Annotated in this window: 13 protein-coding genes; 5 read left to right on the forward strand and 8 right to left on the reverse strand. The window is 71.1% G+C overall.

From position 1 onward, the window contains the following. The first annotated feature begins 50 nt into the window (after positions 1–50). Positions 51–935: a CHAD domain-containing protein gene (locus ACFO6Q_RS17895; protein ID WP_380022488.1), complete on the forward strand. Its 885-nt coding sequence runs from the start codon at positions 51–53 to the stop codon at positions 933–935. 207 nt (positions 936–1,142) lie between these two features. Here ACFO6Q_RS17895 and ACFO6Q_RS17900 read toward each other — a convergent pair whose 3' ends face one another. From ACFO6Q_RS17900 to dksA, 3 genes are all read right to left on the reverse strand, one after another. Next, positions 1,143–2,096, reverse strand: coding sequence for an isopenicillin N synthase family dioxygenase (locus ACFO6Q_RS17900; RefSeq protein ID WP_380022489.1), 954 nt, complete (start codon positions 2,094–2,096; stop codon positions 1,143–1,145). 4 nt (positions 2,097–2,100) lie between these two features. After that, the gene (glmM, locus tag ACFO6Q_RS17905; RefSeq protein ID WP_380022490.1) at positions 2,101–3,489 is read right to left on the reverse strand and encodes a phosphoglucosamine mutase; all 1,389 of its coding nucleotides are present in this window, start codon (positions 3,487–3,489) and stop codon (positions 2,101–2,103) included. An 85-nt stretch (positions 3,490–3,574) separates the two neighbouring features. Further along, entirely contained in the window at positions 3,575–4,519 is a 945-nt protein-coding gene (gene dksA, locus ACFO6Q_RS20105) for an RNA polymerase-binding protein DksA (RefSeq protein ID WP_465251711.1), read from the reverse strand. A 188-nt stretch (positions 4,520–4,707) separates the two neighbouring features. On the opposite strand from dksA, the gene yidD reads away from it, so the two are divergent. From yidD to ACFO6Q_RS17935, 4 genes are all read left to right on the forward strand, one after another. Beyond that, positions 4,708–4,977 carry a membrane protein insertion efficiency factor YidD gene (gene yidD, locus ACFO6Q_RS17920; protein WP_380022493.1) on the forward strand — a complete coding sequence of 90 codons (270 nt, stop codon included), beginning with the start codon at positions 4,708–4,710 and terminating at the stop codon, positions 4,975–4,977. Continuing rightward, complete coding sequence (locus ACFO6Q_RS17925; protein ID WP_380022494.1) at positions 4,970–6,304, forward strand: dihydroorotase; 1,335 nt, start codon at positions 4,970–4,972, stop codon at positions 6,302–6,304. The genes yidD and ACFO6Q_RS17925 overlap by 8 nt, the downstream gene beginning before the upstream one ends. After that, entirely contained in the window at positions 6,301–7,170 is an 870-nt protein-coding gene (locus tag ACFO6Q_RS17930; RefSeq protein ID WP_380022495.1) for a M23 family metallopeptidase, read from the forward strand. The genes ACFO6Q_RS17925 and ACFO6Q_RS17930 overlap by 4 nt, the downstream gene beginning before the upstream one ends. Positions 7,171–7,353: 183 nt before the next feature. Then, positions 7,354–9,621: a TonB-dependent receptor gene (locus ACFO6Q_RS17935; RefSeq protein ID WP_380022496.1), complete on the forward strand. Its 2,268-nt coding sequence runs from the start codon at positions 7,354–7,356 to the stop codon at positions 9,619–9,621. 204 nt (positions 9,622–9,825) lie between these two features. Here ACFO6Q_RS17935 and folE2 read toward each other — a convergent pair whose 3' ends face one another. The 5 genes from folE2 to ACFO6Q_RS17960 all read right to left on the reverse strand — a co-directional run bounded on the left by folE2 (position 9,826) and on the right by ACFO6Q_RS17960 (position 14,518). After that, on the reverse strand, positions 9,826–10,776 hold the full coding sequence (gene folE2, locus ACFO6Q_RS17940; protein ID WP_380022497.1) for a GTP cyclohydrolase FolE2: 951 nt from the start codon (positions 10,774–10,776) through the stop codon (positions 9,826–9,828). Between the two features lie 106 nt (positions 10,777–10,882). Continuing rightward, entirely contained in the window at positions 10,883–11,710 is an 828-nt protein-coding gene (locus ACFO6Q_RS17945; protein WP_380022498.1) for an isoprenoid biosynthesis enzyme family protein, read from the reverse strand. A gap of 3 nt (positions 11,711–11,713) precedes the next feature. Continuing rightward, positions 11,714–12,382 carry an HAD family hydrolase gene (locus ACFO6Q_RS17950; protein WP_380022499.1) on the reverse strand — a complete coding sequence of 223 codons (669 nt, stop codon included), beginning with the start codon at positions 12,380–12,382 and terminating at the stop codon, positions 11,714–11,716. Then, positions 12,379–13,083, reverse strand: a complete 705-nt coding sequence (gene ubiG, locus ACFO6Q_RS17955; protein WP_380022500.1) for a bifunctional 2-polyprenyl-6-hydroxyphenol methylase/3-demethylubiquinol 3-O-methyltransferase UbiG — start codon at positions 13,081–13,083, stop codon at positions 12,379–12,381. Before ubiG ends, ACFO6Q_RS17950 begins: the two co-directional genes overlap by 4 nt. A 118-nt stretch (positions 13,084–13,201) precedes the next feature. Beyond that, entirely contained in the window at positions 13,202–14,518 is a 1,317-nt protein-coding gene (locus ACFO6Q_RS17960) for a TRZ/ATZ family hydrolase (RefSeq protein ID WP_380022501.1), read from the reverse strand. Positions 14,519–14,522: the final 4 nt, after the last annotated feature.

Here is a 14,522-nt window from a genome sequence, read left to right on the forward strand (position 1 = left end):
TGGATTCGAGCGACAGCGCAGCGCAGACAGCGTCTCCCCCGCCTCCGGGCGTGCTTCTGCGAACCTATGCCGCGGCCGAACTGGCACGGGCGATCGCCTGCCTCGGCTGGCGCGGCTCGCGCCTCCACACCGGCGTGCACCAGGCGCGCAAGTCGCTGCGCCGCACGCGCGCGACGCTCGCCCTCGGCGGCCCCGCGCTCGGCCCCGGCGCCGCCCTGATCGATCGCGAGCTGCGCGGCGTGAACACGAAGCTGTCGAAGCTGCGCGACGCCCACGCCCTGGTCGACACGCTCGACCACCTGCTGCGCAAGCGCGGCGACGATCCCGGGCTGGCTCCGGTGCTGCGGCGCGTACGGCGCAGCGCGGCCGGCGCGCGCGCAGCGCGTGCGCGCACGGTGCTCGCCGCCGATCCGCAGCTACACGACCGGCGCGCGCTGCTGGCGGTGCTGCAGGCCGCCCTCGCCGCCCTGCCGTGGGACGCGCTGACCGTCGACGGCGTGCGCGAAGCATTGCATCGCAGCGCCGCACGCGTCGACGAAGCCGCCGCCCGCGCGCAGGCCAGCGGCCGCGACCTCGACTGGCATCGCTGGCGCCGCCGCGCGCGCCGGCTGTCGCAGCAGCTGCGCGCGCTGGACGACTCGATCGCGATCCCGGCGGAACCGGACTACGTCAAGCGCGTGGCGGTGCTGCTGGGCGAGGCGCAGGACTATTCGCTGCTGCGCGAACACTGCGGCCGGCACGCCGGATTCGCCGCGGCCGATCGCGCCGTGCTGCGCGAACTGAGCGAACGCGGCACAGCACATCTGCGCGAGCGCATCCGCGCCGAGCTGCCCACCGCGCGCCGCGCCGGATCCGACACTCCCGGCGGCGATGCCCTCAAGGACCGGGCCGCGCGACCAGGCCGGCGGCGGCCGCGACCAGAACCCCTCCGCTGAAGACCAGGACGATCATCAGCGGAGTGACTTCGCGGCGCTGCGGATCCTTCGCGGAGAAGGAAAACAAGGCAGACACGATCCGCCGCGGCAGGCTTGCCTCGCCGCCGTCGCGGCGCAGGCGGTACGCGACGAGCGCCGAAACGGCGAACGGCGCCCACGGCAGTCACCAGTGCTCTCCGAGCCAGTCGCCGAAAGCCGGCGCGGCCATCAGATGAGCTTGATCTCGCGCAGGCGTTCCTGCAGGTACTCGTGCGCGGTGATCGGCTGCGGATAGCGGCTGGGGTTGTCTGCGTCGACGCAGGAAGGCAGCACGTCGATGACGAAGTCCGGATTGGGATGCAGGAAGAACGGCACCGAGTAGCGCGGCTGGCGCGCGGCCTCGCCGGGCGGATTGGTCACGCGGTGCGTCGTCGACGGATAGACGTGGTTGGTCAGCCGCTGCAGCATGTCGCCGATGTTGACGACGATGGTGTCGGCGTCGGCGGTGAACGGCACCCATTCGCCCTTGCGCGAGAGCACTTCCAGGCCCTGCGCGCTGGCGCCGACCAGCAGGGTGATGAGGTTGATGTCCTCGTGCGCGCCGGCGCGCACGTTCGGGATTTCCGGCGAGGTGATCGGCGGATAGTGGATCGGGCGCAGGATCGAGTTGCCGAAGTGGGTCTTGTCGTCGAAGTACGTCTCGGGCAGGTCGATGTGCAGCGCGAGCGCGCGCAGCACGCGCGAGCCGAGCGCGTCGAGCGCCTCGAACAGGCCGTAGCCGTGCTCGCGGAAGCCCGGCACCTCGTCCGGCCACAGGTTCGGCGCCATCACGTCGGCGTAGACCGAATCGCGCGCGATCTCGCGGCCGACGTGCCAGAACTCCTTCAGGTCCGGGTATTTCGAATCCTTCGCCGTCTCCACGCCGAACGGCGTGTAGCCGCGCGCGCCGCCGCCGCCCTTGACGTGGTACTTCAGCTTGGTCTCGGCCGGCAGCGCGAAGAAGCGCCGGAAGACGTCGTAGGCGGCGTCGATGCGCTCCTGCGCGATGCCGTGGCCGCGGATGCCGGCGAAGCCCCATTCGCGGTAGGCGGCGCCCAGTTCGGCGACGAACGCGTCACGGTCGCCGCCGCTGGACGGATCGACGTAGCGGCGGATGTCGAGCGTCGGGATGCGTGCGGTCATGGCGTCACGTCGGGGCCTGGGAAGCGGCCGATTTTACGGCCTCGGCGAGTTCGTCGGCGAGGCGCGCGACCAGCCCTGCATCGCCGGCCTCGACCGTGACGCGCACCAGCGGCTCGGTGCCGGACGGCCGCAGCACGACGCGTCCCTGCCCTTCCAGTTCGGCACGCACGCGCTCGAACACGCGCTGCACGTCGGCGTGCCCCACCAGCGCGGCGGCGCCGCCGGAGACGCGGACGTTGACCGTCGTCTGCGCGACCTTGCGCATGCCGGCGACCGCCTCGTCGAGCCGCCGGCGCGTGCGCATCAGCACGTCGAGCACCTGCAGCGCGCTGATGATGGCGTCGCCGCTGCTCGCGCGGTCGAGCGTGAGGATGTGGCCGGAGGTCTCGCCGCCGAGCACGCCGCCGTGCTGCTTGAGCAGCTGCAGCACGTAGCGGTCGCCGACGTTGGCGCGCAGGAACGGCACGCCGAGTTCGCGCATCGCGCGCTCGAGGCCGTAATTGCTCATCAGCGTGCCGACCAGCGGTCCGCGCAGGCGGCCGCCGGCGTGCCAGTCGGTGGCGAGCACGTAGAGCAGCTGGTCGCCGTCGACCAGCGTTCCCTCGCGATCGACCATCTGCACGCGGTCGCCGTCGCCGTCGAAGGCGATGCCGAGGTCGGCGCCGGCGGCGACCACCGCCTGCGCCAGCGCGCGCGGATGGGTCGAACCGCAGTCGCGGTTGATGTTCAGGCCGTCCGGCTGCACGCCGATGGCCGAGACCCTGGCGCCCAGCTCGGCGAACACGGTCGGCGCGATCTGGTAGGTCGCGCCGTGCGCGCAGTCGAGCACGATCGACAGGCCGTGCAGATCGAGCGAATCGGGCACGGTGGACTTGCAGAACTCGGCGTAGCGCGAGGCCGCGTCGCGCACGCGCACGACCTTGCCGATCGCCTCCGAGGCGACCGTGGTGAACGGTGCGTCGAGTTCGGCCTCGATCTCCTGCTCGAGCGCGTCGTCGAGCTTCTCGCCCTGCGCGGAGAAGAACTTGATGCCGTTGTCGTGATGCGGATTGTGCGAGGCGCTGATGACGATGCCGGCGCTGGCGCGCAGCGAGCGCGTCAGGTAGGCCACCGCCGGCGTCGGCATCGGCCCGAGCAGGCTGACCCCGGCGCCCGCCGAGACCAGGCCGGCCTCCAGCGCGGACTCGAACATGTAGCCCGACACGCGCGTGTCCTTGCCGATCACCACGCTGACCGCGCCGCCGCGGCGCGCCAGCACCGCACCGACCGCGCGGCCGAGCTTGAGCATGAACTCGGCCGTGATCGGCCACTCGCCGACGCGGCCGCGGATACCGTCGGTGCCGAAGTACCTGCGCGTGGCGCGAGGGCTGAGGGCTGAGGGCTGAGGGCTCATGCTCGTCGGGCTCGAAGAAGGCCGAGTCGAGCTGCGCGACCTCGGCTGTTCAGCCCTCGGCCCTCGGCCCTCGACCTTGCTCGGATCAATCGCCCATCTGCTTCTGGCGATGCTCCCAGCGTTCCTGCGCGTCGAGGCTCAGGGTCGCGATCGGACGCGCTTCGAGGCGGTCGATGCCGATTTCCTCGTCGGTTTCCTCGCAGAAGCCGTAGCGGCCTTCCTCGATGCGCTTGAGCGCCTTGTCGATCTTGGCGATCAGCTTGCGGTAGCGGTCACGCGTGCGCAGCTCGAGCGAATTCTCCGTCTCGCGCGTGGCGCGCTCGGCTTCGTCGCCGACGTCGCGCACTTCGTCGCGCAGGCTCTCGATGGTCTGGCGGCTCTCCTCGACGAGTTCCTCGCGCCACTTGGACAGCTTGCTGCGGAAGTACTGCAGCTGGCGCGGGCTCATGTACTCCTCTTTCGCGTTCGGCTTGTAGCCGGCGGGGAGATCGATGGTCACCGTGGTCGGCAGCGCGTAGCGGCCGTCCTGCATGGTCACGCCATTGTCCGCGGTCGGCGGCGGCGGCGTCGCGCGCGCCTTGGCGCCCTTGGCTGCGGTATTGGTTTCTGGCTTGCTGGTAGTCACGAATTTTCCGGGTGCTTCGTTTGCTTTGCGGGTGGACGGATTGGGCTTCGCCGGTGGCGCGGCGACCGCCTTGGTCTTGACCGGTGCCGGGGCCGGCGCCGGCTTGGCCGCCTTGACGGGCTTGGCCGGCTTCGCCGGTGCTGCCCTGCCGGCGGCGGTCTTCTTGACGACGGCGGCGGCGGGCTTGGTCGCAGGCTTGCGTGCCGGCGCGGTCTTGAGCGGCTTCTTCGCGGGCTTTGCGGGCGGCTTGGCTTTCGCGACGGGTTTCTTCGCGCTCGCCTTGGACGGAGGCTTGCGAGCCGCGCTGGCGGCGACGCGCGTCACCTTCTTGGCTTTCGCCGGCGCCTTCGCCGCTTTCGCGCGAGCGGCCGGTTTTGCTTTGCTCTTCGCCATTCCTAAGCCCATCTTGTGACTCGGCGGTCGCGTGTTATAGCCTAGTTCCCCACCCCCGGCAACCGCCGAAAACTCCTTGTCGCGACGCGGAGTTGGGCGCCCGCCACGGCGGCGGGAACCGGCCCCCGCACCGCGCACGGTCGTGCCGCGTGCAAACCGCTCCCGGCGCGAGCCGTGCGCACCCTGACCGCAGGTCCAAGATGTCGCGGCCGATCATTGTCCTGATCCGATGTTACAAGCGCTGGCTGAGCCCCCTGTTCGGCTCGCGCTGCCGTTTCCACCCGAGCTGCTCGGACTACGCACGCGTGGCGATCGCGCGTTTCGGCACGCTGCGCGGCAGCTGGCTCGGCCTGCACCGCATCGCGCACTGCCAGCCGCTGTGCGCCGGCGGCCACGATCCGGTGCCGCACGAATTCCGTCTCTGGCCTTCGCACGCCCCCGTCACCCAGGAAGAATCCCCGCATGAATGACTGCCTGATCATCAACGCCGAGCTCGTCAACGAGGGCCGCCGCTTCCACGCCGACGTGCGCCTGCGCAACGGCCGCATCGAGCACATCGGCGGCGACCTGACCTCGATGGGCAACGAGCGCATCGTCGACGCCGCCGGCCGCTGGCTGCTGCCCGGCATGATCGACGACCAGGTGCACTTCCGCGAGCCGGGGCTGACGCACAAGGCCGACATCGAGAGCGAATCGCGCGCCTGCGCCGCCGGCGGCATCACCAGCTACATGGAGATGCCCAACACCAGGCCGCCGGCGACCAACCGCGAGGCGCTCGAGGCCAAGTACGCGCGCGCCGCGCAGGTCTCGCGCGTGAACTACGCGTTCTACCTCGGCGCCACCAACGACAACCTCGAGGAGATCCGCACCCTGGATCCGCGCAGCGCGCCCGGCATCAAGGTGTTCATGGGCGCCTCCACCGGCAACATGCTGGTCGACGATCCGGCCATCCTCGACGCGATCTTCCGCGACGCGCCGACGCCGATCATCACGCATTGCGAGGACACGCCGATGATCCTCGCCAACGAGGAGGTGGCGAAGGCGCGCTGGGGCGAGGACATTCCGCCGGAACAGCACCCGCTGATCCGCTCGCGCGAGGCGTGCATCAAATCGACCCGGCTGGCGATTTCGCTGGCGAGCAAGCACGGCACGCGCCTGCACGTGCTGCACATCTCCACCGCCGACGAATGCGCGCTGTTCGAGCCCGGTCCGCTGGCCGGCAAGCGCATCACCGCCGAGACCTGCGTGCACTTCCTGCATTTCTCCGACGCCGACTACGCGCGGCTGGGCCACCGCATCAAGTGCAACCCGGCGATCAAGACCGCGGCCGACCGCGAGGCGATCACGCGCGCGCTGGCCGAGGGGCGCATCGACGTGCTGGCGACCGATCACGCCCCGCACCTGGCCGCCGAGAAGGCCGAGCCCTACGTGCGCGCGCCGTCCGGCCTGCCGCTGGTGCAGTACGCACTGCAGTGCGCGCTGGAACGCGTGTTCGACGGCCACCTGACGCTGGAGCGCGCGGTCGAAGCCGTCACGCACGCGCCGGCCACGCTGTTCGATGTGCGCGAGCGCGGCTACCTGCGCGAGGGCTATCACGCCGACCTCGTCCTGGTCGATCCGCGCAAGCCGCACACGGTCACCGCGGACGAGGTGCTCTCCAAGTGCGGCTGGTCGCCGTTCGAGGGCTACACGTTCCGCTCCAGCATCGCGGCGACCTTCGTCAACGGGCAGCCGGTCTGGCTCGACGGGCGCCTCGACGACGCCGTGCGCGGCCAGCGGCTGGAGTTCGCCCGGTGAGCCGAGCGACGCGGGCGAAGTCCCGCCGCGCGGGGAGGTTGCATTCGAGCGTGCTCGCCACCGCGTTGTTCGCGCTGCCGCAGGCGCAGGCGGCGCCGGCTTCCGGCGTGCAGGCTCCGGCCAGCGTGCCGCAGGGATCGCTGGTCGTCGTGCACGTCGCGCCCGGCAGCCAGGTACGCTACGCCGACCGCGAGCTGCGCGTCACGCCGGACGGCGCGGCCGTGTTCGGCGTCGGCCGCGACGAGCGCGGCCCGGTCTCGTTCGAGGTGCGCGCCCGGGACGGCAGCCGCCGGCGCGTCGCCGTCGAGGTGACGCCGCGCGACTGGCCGGTCGAACGCATCGTCGGCGTGCCGCCGAAGACCGTCGAACCGCCGCCGGAAATCGCCGAGCGCATCAAGCGCGAGCAGGCGCGCGTGGTCGCTGCCCGCGCGCGCGATGACGACCGCGCGGATTTCGAGCAGACCTTCCTCTGGCCGGTGACCGGCCGTATCAGCGGCCGCTTCGGCAACCAGCGCGTCTACGTCGTGAACGGCAAGGGCGTGCCGAAGTCGCCGCACTCGGGCATGGACATCGCCGCCCCGGAAGGCACGCCGGTGAAGGCGCCGGCGGCCGGGATCGTCAGCTTCGCCGACGGCGGCCTGTACCTGACCGGCGGCACCCTGCTGATCGACCACGGTCACGGCGTCAGCTCGAATTTCCTGCACCTGTCGCGCATCGACGTGAAGGTCGGCGAGCGCATCGCGCAGGGCCAGGTGGTCGGCGCCGTCGGCAAGACCGGCCGCGCCACCGGGCCGCATCTGCACTGGGGCCTGAACTGGTTCGACGTGCGCCTGGACCCGCTGCTGCTGCTCGAGCCGGCACGCTGACCGGCGCCCCGGCGCGCGGCCCGGCCTGCGCGCCGGGCATGACCACCCAGGCAATCCTCATGTCCGGCGCGTGACGCGCCGGTTGCACTTCGATGTCGACTTCAGCAGATTAGCCCCGCAGTGGGGAAGCCGCCGGCACGGCGGTGCGCAGACACGTCCGTCATCCATATCGGGGATCACGCCTTGAACGTCCATTCGTCCGTTCGCGCCGCGCGCCCGCGGCTTCCGACCTCACGCCTCGCCGCCGCCCTCGCCGCGGTGCTGTTTGCCCCGCCGCTGCTGGCGCAGGACGCCCCGGCCGCGGCCGAAGCGCCGGCGAAGAACGAACTCGGCACGATCACCGTGACCGCCGAGAAGCGCACCGAGAACCTGCAGGAGGTGCCGATCTCCATCAGCGTGGTCACGCCGGAGAAGCTCGAGGCGTTCGGCCAGTCCGGCGACGGCGTGCTGCAGCTCGCCTCGCGCCTGCCCAGCGTCTACGCCGAAACCTCCTACGGGCGCGAATTCCCGCGCTTCTACATCCGCGGCCTGGGCAACGGCGACTTCGACCTGAACGCCTCGCAGCCGGTGTCGATGGTGTACGACGACATCGTGCAGGAGAACCCGATCCTGAAGGGCTTTCCGCTGTTCGACCTCGACCAGGTGGAAGTGCTGCGCGGCCCGCAGGGCACGCTGTTCGGGCGCAACTCGCCGGCCGGCGTGATCAAGTTCGATTCGGCGCGCCCGACGCAGGAGACCAGCGGCTACGCGCGCGTCTCCTACGGCAGCCTGGGCACCGCCAACCTCGAGGCCGCGCTGGGCGGATCGCTCGGCGGCGCCTGGTCCGGGCGCATCTCGTTCCTCGGCCAGCACCGCGACGGCTGGATCGACAACACCTACAAGGGCACGAAGGACGATCTGGGCGGCTACAACGACCGCGCCATCCGCCTGCAGGCGCGCTACCAGCCGAGCGACGAGTTCGACGCGCTGTTCAACCTCCACGCGCGCCTGCTCGACGGCAGCGCGATGGTCAACCGCGCCAACGCGATCCAGTACGGCGACGACGCCTTCGTGCCCGGCTTCGAGCGCGACGAGGTGGCGCAGGACGGCAACAACAAGCAGCACCTGTTCACCTGGGGCGGCAACCTGCGCCTGGTGTGGCGCTTCGGCGATCTCAGCTTCACCTCGATCACCGGCCTGGAGCGCGCGACCACCTACAGCCTGGGCGACGTCGACGGCGGCTACGGTGCGGTGTTCCACCCGCCGATGGGCCCGGGCGAGATCCCGTTCCCGTCCGAGACCGCCGACGCGCTGCCGAAGGATCGGCAGATCACGCAGGAGTTCCGCCTGTCCAACGACCAGAGCGAACGGCTGAAGTGGCAGACCGGCCTGTACTACTTCGACGAAGACATTCAGATCAACAACTTCAGCTACAACACCTTCGCCGACCACGCGCTCGACACCTGGGCGCAGCAGCGCCAGAAGAACAAGGCCTGGGCGCTGTTCGGCTCGATCGACTACGCCTTCACCGACCGCTTCGACGTGCGCGCCGGCGCGCGCTGGTCGCATGACCAGCGCGACTTCTCGGCCAATCGCCTGTTCGGCTTCACCGGCCCGATCGGCCCGCTGACGTCCAGCCCGAGCGATTCGCGCTGGAGCGGCGACCTGACCGCCTCGTTCAAGGTCAACGACGACGTCAACATCTACGCGCGCGTCGCCAACGGCTTCCGCGCGCCGAGCGTGCAGGGCCGCATCACCTTCGGCAACGACATCTGGACGGTCAAGCCGGAGACGATCACCTCCTACGAAGTGGGACTGAAGGTGTTCACGCTCGACAAGCGCCTGCGCTTCAACGCGGACGTCTACTCCTACACGATGCGCGACCAGCAGCTGACCGCGGTCGGCGGTGCGACCAACATCGTGCGCCTGCTCAACGCCAAGCGCACCGAGGGCTACGGCGCGGAATTCGATCTCGAAGCCTTCGTCACGCCGAACTTCATCCTGACCGCCGGCGGCAGCTATAACCACACCCGGCTCAAGGACAAGGGCCTGGGCGTGGCGCCCTGCGGCGGCGGCACGCTCTGCCACGTGCTCGATCCGGTCGACGCCGGCGGCCTCGCCCTGGTCAACGGCAATTCGCTGCCGAACTCGCCCGAATGGATCGGCACGATCACCGCGCGCTACGGCATTCCGGTCGGCGACGGCGGCGAGTTCTTCGTCTACACCGACTGGAACTACCGCAGCGAGATCAACTTCTTCCTGTACGAATCGACGGAATTCCGCAGCAAGCCGTTCCTCGAAGGCGGCCTGCGCGTCGGCTACAACTGGGACCTGGGCAAGCGCGAGATCGCGCTGTACGCGCGCAACCTGACCGACAAGAAGGTCATCACCGGCGGCATCGACTTCAACAACCGCACGGCCTTCGTCAACGACCCGCGCATCGTCGGGCTGGAGTTCCGCGCGGATCTGTAGTTCCCGGCGGCCATTCGGGAGAAGCCGGGACTCTCTTCAGCGGCCACCGGGCGCTCTCAGAAGGAACCCTCACTGCGCTGCGCCGCAGGCGCGGGTGAGGGAAATCGAAGCGCTGCGTTCCGTCTGCCCTCATCCGCCTTCGGCACCTTCTCCCGCCAGCGGGAGAAGGAGAGCGGCAAATGCGTTCGCGACGGTCTTGCGCGCTCACTCCTCCGGCGCGTAACCGCCTTCCACGCCCTTGCTCGCATAGGCGACGGCATCGTGCGGATGCAGGCTCTCGTAGTGCGCCGCGCGCAGCCGGAAATCGGCGATGCGTTCGTCGGCGTCGAGGGTGCGCGCGATGCGGCGCGCGGCGTCCTCGCAGAACATCAGGTTCTGGCCGTTGGCGAGCGCGAAGGCCTGTTCGTCCTCGCGCTTGACCGCGGTCTGGACCGGAGTCTGCAGTGCGTGCTCGACGCGGTCGATGAGTTCGGTGATCGGGAAATCGAAGCCCGCCGCGAGCTTGACGCGCAGCGTCACCGAGCTGCGCTGGCTGTGCGGCGTCGCGACGATGCCGGCCGGCGTTCCGAGCCAGGCCAGCACCGCCTGACGGTCGAGCGCGGCGCCGTCGGCGAAATCGCGCGCGAACTGCTCCTGGATCAGCTGCCGCGAGAGCGCCGCCGACGCCGGGCAGGTGCTGGAGTACTGCACCTCCAGGCCGAGCTCCGCCGCGAAGCCCGCATCGTCCAGATGCGCGGCGATCTCGACCGGATACGAACGCCAGCCGCTGTTGCCGCTGGCCAGCGCCGGCCGCCGCACGAGATGGTCGAAGCGCACGCGCACGCGCGCACGGTCGGACAGGCCCTCGTGCGAATCGAGGAAATCGCGCAGCAGGCGGCGCAGCGCCGCCGGCGTCAGCGTCTCGGCCGAGAGATGGCGATCCAGGTGCAGGTACAGGCGCGACATGTGGATGCCGCGCGCCTCGGGCCGATGCAGGTTCACGAACGCGGCGACGCGCGCGCTGACCCGCTGCGCCTTGCCGTCCGCGCCGGCGACCAGCACCGGCAGCTCGATCTCGTCCATGCCGACCCAATCCAGCGCGCCGGCCAGTTCCGGGCGTCGCTCGGTGGCGACGTCGGGCATCGCGCGCTGGGTGTTGTCTCGATTCGTGTTCATGCGGAAATCCGGTGACGGACAGGCGCCCGAGTGCGGCGCGATGCCCAGAACTGCGGCCATTGTGGCCGATCCTCAATGCCCGGCGCAGCGCGCGGCCGCGACACGGTCAGGCCCGCGAACGCCGTCCGGCGCGCCAGGCGGCCCAGACGGCGGCCGGCGGCAGTTTTCCGAGCGCCTCGTTCAGCGCCGCGAGCGGCTCGTCCGCACGCGCCGCGCGGCGCGCGCGCGAGCGGTCGGCGCTGCGCATCGCCGCGCCGACCACGCCTGCGGCCTTCGCGGAAATCGTCCCGAGTTCGCTGGCGAGCGCCGATGCCCACTGCTGCAGTGCGGCCGCACGGGCAGGCGAGGTCTGTGCCAGATCGCCGCGCGCAAGCCGATGCCGGGCGAGCAGGTCCAGCGGCAGCGGCAGGCGGCCGGCACGCAGGCTGTCGGCCAGGCCGGCGGTTTCGCGCAGGGCGCGCGCCACCGCCGAGATCCGCGCGCGCGCGGAGGCTTCGACGCCGCCGAACAGTTCCGCCTCCACGTCCGCCAGCGGCCGGTACAGTTCACCGTAGCCGGCGAGCAGGACTTCCCGATCGGCGGCCGGTTCCGGCTCGCGCTGCGCCAGCGCACCGCGGATCGCCGCGTACCAGCGCGCCGGCGCCACCGCGGCGAAGGCGGCGTGAGTGGCGAGCACCTGCGTCAGCGGATGGCGCGCCTCGCCGCGTCCGGCGCGCACCAGCTCCTCGGCCCACCATTGCAGCTTGATCGCGGCCGGCTCCGCGTCGCGCGTGGCGAACGCGGCCTGCTCGAGCTCGAACGAAAGGCAGGCGAATGCGGCCTGGGCGTCACGGCGCTGCGGCGCGACGAACGTCAGAGCCAGCGCGAACTCGGGATGCGCCGCCGCCCATTTCGCCTCGAAGCTCGCCAGCGGCGTGCCGCTCTCCTCGTCCATCGTTCAGCCGAGCGCGAGTGCCACGAGCAGGCCGGACGGCGTCGCAACCACCTGGTCGGCGCCCCAGCTGCGCGGGTCGCCGCCGTCGAGATAGCCCCAGGCAGCGGCGATCGTGCGCATGCCGGCCGCATGACCGGCCTGCACGTCGCGCAGATCGTCGCCGACGAAGACGCAGCCGTCGGCCTCGACCCCGGCCAGTGCGCAGGCGTGCAGCACCGGCGCCGGATCGGGCTTCTTCACCGGCAGGCAGTCGCCGCTGACCATCGCCGCACAGCGCGTGCCGATCTCGATCTGCTCCAGCAGCGGTCGCGCCAGCCAGCCCGGCTTGTTGGTGACGATGCCCCACGGGATGTCGCGTTCCTCCAGCTGCGCCAGCACCTCGGCGATACCGTCGTACAGGCGCGTGTGCACCGCCATCGCGACCGAGTACAGGTCGAGGAAGCGCGGCAGCCACTGGTCGATCATCGCGTCGTCGGCGCCCGGCAGCCCCTTGCGCAGCATCGCGCGGCCGCCGGCCGAGACCACCTGCCGCACGGCCTGCGCGTCCGGCGGCGGCGCGCCGAGTTCGGCGCACAGGGCCGCCACCGCGGCGACCAGGTCCGGCGCGGAATCGACCAGCGTTCCGTCGAGGTCGAAGAACACCGCGCGCGGGGCGGAAGCGGCGAAACTCATGCCGGCCTGGAGGCGCAGGCGAGATAGTTGACCGCGACGCTGCCGGTCAGCCAGGCCTTGCGCGTGAGCGGGTTGTAGGCGAGTCCGGACAGGCCGTCGAGCACGAGGCCGGCGGCGCGCAGGTCGGCGGCCATCTCGCTGGGCTTGATGAATTGCGCGTAGTGGTGCGTGCCGCGCGGCAGCAGGCGCAGCACGTGTTCGGCGCCGAGGATCGCCGCGCCGAAGGCGAGCGGCGTGCGGTTCAGCGTCGACAGGAACAGCCTGCCGCCCGGCTTCAGCAGCGTCGCGCAGGCGCGGATAACGCTGGCCGGATCGGGCACGTGCTCGAGCATTTCCATGCAGGTGACGACATCGAACTCCGCCGGCGATTCCTCCGCCAGCGCCTCGACGCTGATTTCGCGGTAGTCGACCGACAAGCCGCTCTCGTGCAGGTGCAGGCGCGCGACGTCGAGCACGCCGGAGGCGAGATCGATCGCGGTCACCGCGGCGCCGGCACGCGCCAACGCCTCGCTGAGCAGGCCGCCGCCGCAGCCGACGTCGAGCGCGCGCGCGCCTTTCAGCGCAGCGCGTTCGGCGACGTAGCCCAGGCGTACGGGATTGAGATCGTGCAGCGGGCGCGATTCGCCGTCCGGATCCCACCAGCGCGAGGCCAGGCGATCGAACTTGGCGGTTTCGGCGCGATCGACATTGACGGCGTTCATCGGCACGGCTCCCAGGTCCTGTCACTCGCGCTCGCGCGCTTTCTCCCGCTTCGCCGCTGCGGCGACCGGCTCGCGGCGACCGCGACGACGATCCGGAGCGTGGCGCAGACGACGCGCATCAGGCTTCCGCGATGCGCTCGCGCCAGCGCTGCGCCTTGCCGCGCAGTTCGGCGACGTCGAGGTCGGTCAGGGCGCGCTCGTGCAGTTTGCGCCGGCCGGCGATCCAGACGTCGCTGACCTGGTTGCGCCCGGTCGCGTACACGAGCTGCGAAATCACGTGGTACATCGGCTGCGCCTCGATCGCGTCCAGGCGCACCGCGACGAGGTCGGCCTGCTTGCCGGGCTCGATCGAGCCGATGCGCGACTCCCAGCCGAGCGCCCGCGCGCCGCTCAGGGTGGCGGCGCGCAGCGTGCTGGCGGCGTCGAACGCGGCGGCGTCGCCCGCCACCGCCTTGGCCAGCAGCGCCGCCGTGCGCAGCTCGCCGAACATGTCCAGGTCGTTGTTGCTGGCCGCGCCGTCCGTGCCGATCGCCACGGTGACGCCGGCGCGGCGCAGCTTCTCGGCGGGGCAGAAGCCGGAGGCGAGCTTGAGGTTGGATTCCGGGCAGTGCACGACCGAAACGCCGGCGTCGGCGCAGGCGGCGATCTCCGCGTCGATCAGCTGCGTCATGTGCACGGCGATCAGGTGGTCGTTGACCAGGCCGAGCGCCTGCATGCGCGCGAACGGGCGCGCGCCGCGCTCGCGCCGGGCCTCCTCGACCTCGTGCGCCGTCTCGTGCAGGTGCAAGTGCACCGGCAGGTCGAGCTGGTCGGACAGCAGGCGGATGCGCTCGAAACTCTCGTCGGCGACGGTGTACGGCGCATGCGGCGCCCAGGCGGTGCCGAGCAGCGGCTCGCCCTTGAATTCGTCGTGCACGGCCAGCGCGCGGTCGAAGTACTCGTCGCGGGTGGCGGCCCAGGCGCTGGGGAATTCGATGATCGGCAGGCCGATCATCGCGCGGAAACCCAGGCGGCGGTACGTCGCGGCCTGCACGTCGGGAAAGAAGTAGTTCTCGTTGCAGCAGGTGGTGCCGCCGCGCAGCATCTCGGCGACCGCCAGCTCGATGCCGTCGCGCACGAACTCCGGCCCGATCGCCTTCGCCTCGGCCGGCCAGATGTGCTCCTGCAGCCAGCGCATCAGCGGCAGGTCGTCGGCGAGCCCGCGCATCAGGGTCATCGGATTGTGCGCGTGCGCGTTGACCAGGCCGGGGATCAGCGCGTGCTCGGACAGCTGCAGGTGTTCGCGCGGCGCGTAACGCGCGCGGGCTTCCCCGATCGGCAGCACGGCGAGGATGCGCTCGCCGTCGACGGCGACCGCGTGGCCTTCCAGCACCACGCCGTGCGGTTCGACCGGAACCAGCCAGCGCGGTTCGAGCAGGAGATCGATGGGTTGCATGCAA

This window comes from Dokdonella ginsengisoli (assembly GCF_042652785.1).
Taxonomy (GTDB): Bacteria; Pseudomonadota; Gammaproteobacteria; order Xanthomonadales; family Rhodanobacteraceae; genus Dokdonella_A; species Dokdonella_A ginsengisoli.

Coding starts and splice junctions, on each gene's coding strand:
- yidD (WP_380022493.1), top strand. CDS start 4,708: ATGTCGCGGCCGATCATTGTCCTGATCCGATGTTACAAGCGCTGGCTG.
- ACFO6Q_RS17960 (WP_380022501.1), bottom strand. CDS start 14,518: ATGCAACCCATCGATCTCCTGCTCGAACCGCGCTGGCTGGTTCCGGTC.
- ACFO6Q_RS17925 (WP_380022494.1), top strand. CDS start 4,970: ATGAATGACTGCCTGATCATCAACGCCGAGCTCGTCAACGAGGGCCGC.
- ubiG (WP_380022500.1), bottom strand. CDS start 13,083: ATGAACGCCGTCAATGTCGATCGCGCCGAAACCGCCAAGTTCGATCGC.
- ACFO6Q_RS17945 (WP_380022498.1), bottom strand. CDS start 11,710: ATGGACGAGGAGAGCGGCACGCCGCTGGCGAGCTTCGAGGCGAAATGG.
- dksA (WP_465251711.1), bottom strand. CDS start 4,519: ATGGGCTTAGGAATGGCGAAGAGCAAAGCAAAACCGGCCGCTCGCGCG.
- ACFO6Q_RS17900 (WP_380022489.1), bottom strand. CDS start 2,096: ATGACCGCACGCATCCCGACGCTCGACATCCGCCGCTACGTCGATCCG.
- glmM (WP_380022490.1), bottom strand. CDS start 3,489: ATGAGCCCTCAGCCCTCAGCCCTCAGCCCTCGCGCCACGCGCAGGTAC.
- ACFO6Q_RS17950 (WP_380022499.1), bottom strand. CDS start 12,382: ATGAGTTTCGCCGCTTCCGCCCCGCGCGCGGTGTTCTTCGACCTCGAC.
- folE2 (WP_380022497.1), bottom strand. CDS start 10,776: ATGAACACGAATCGAGACAACACCCAGCGCGCGATGCCCGACGTCGCC.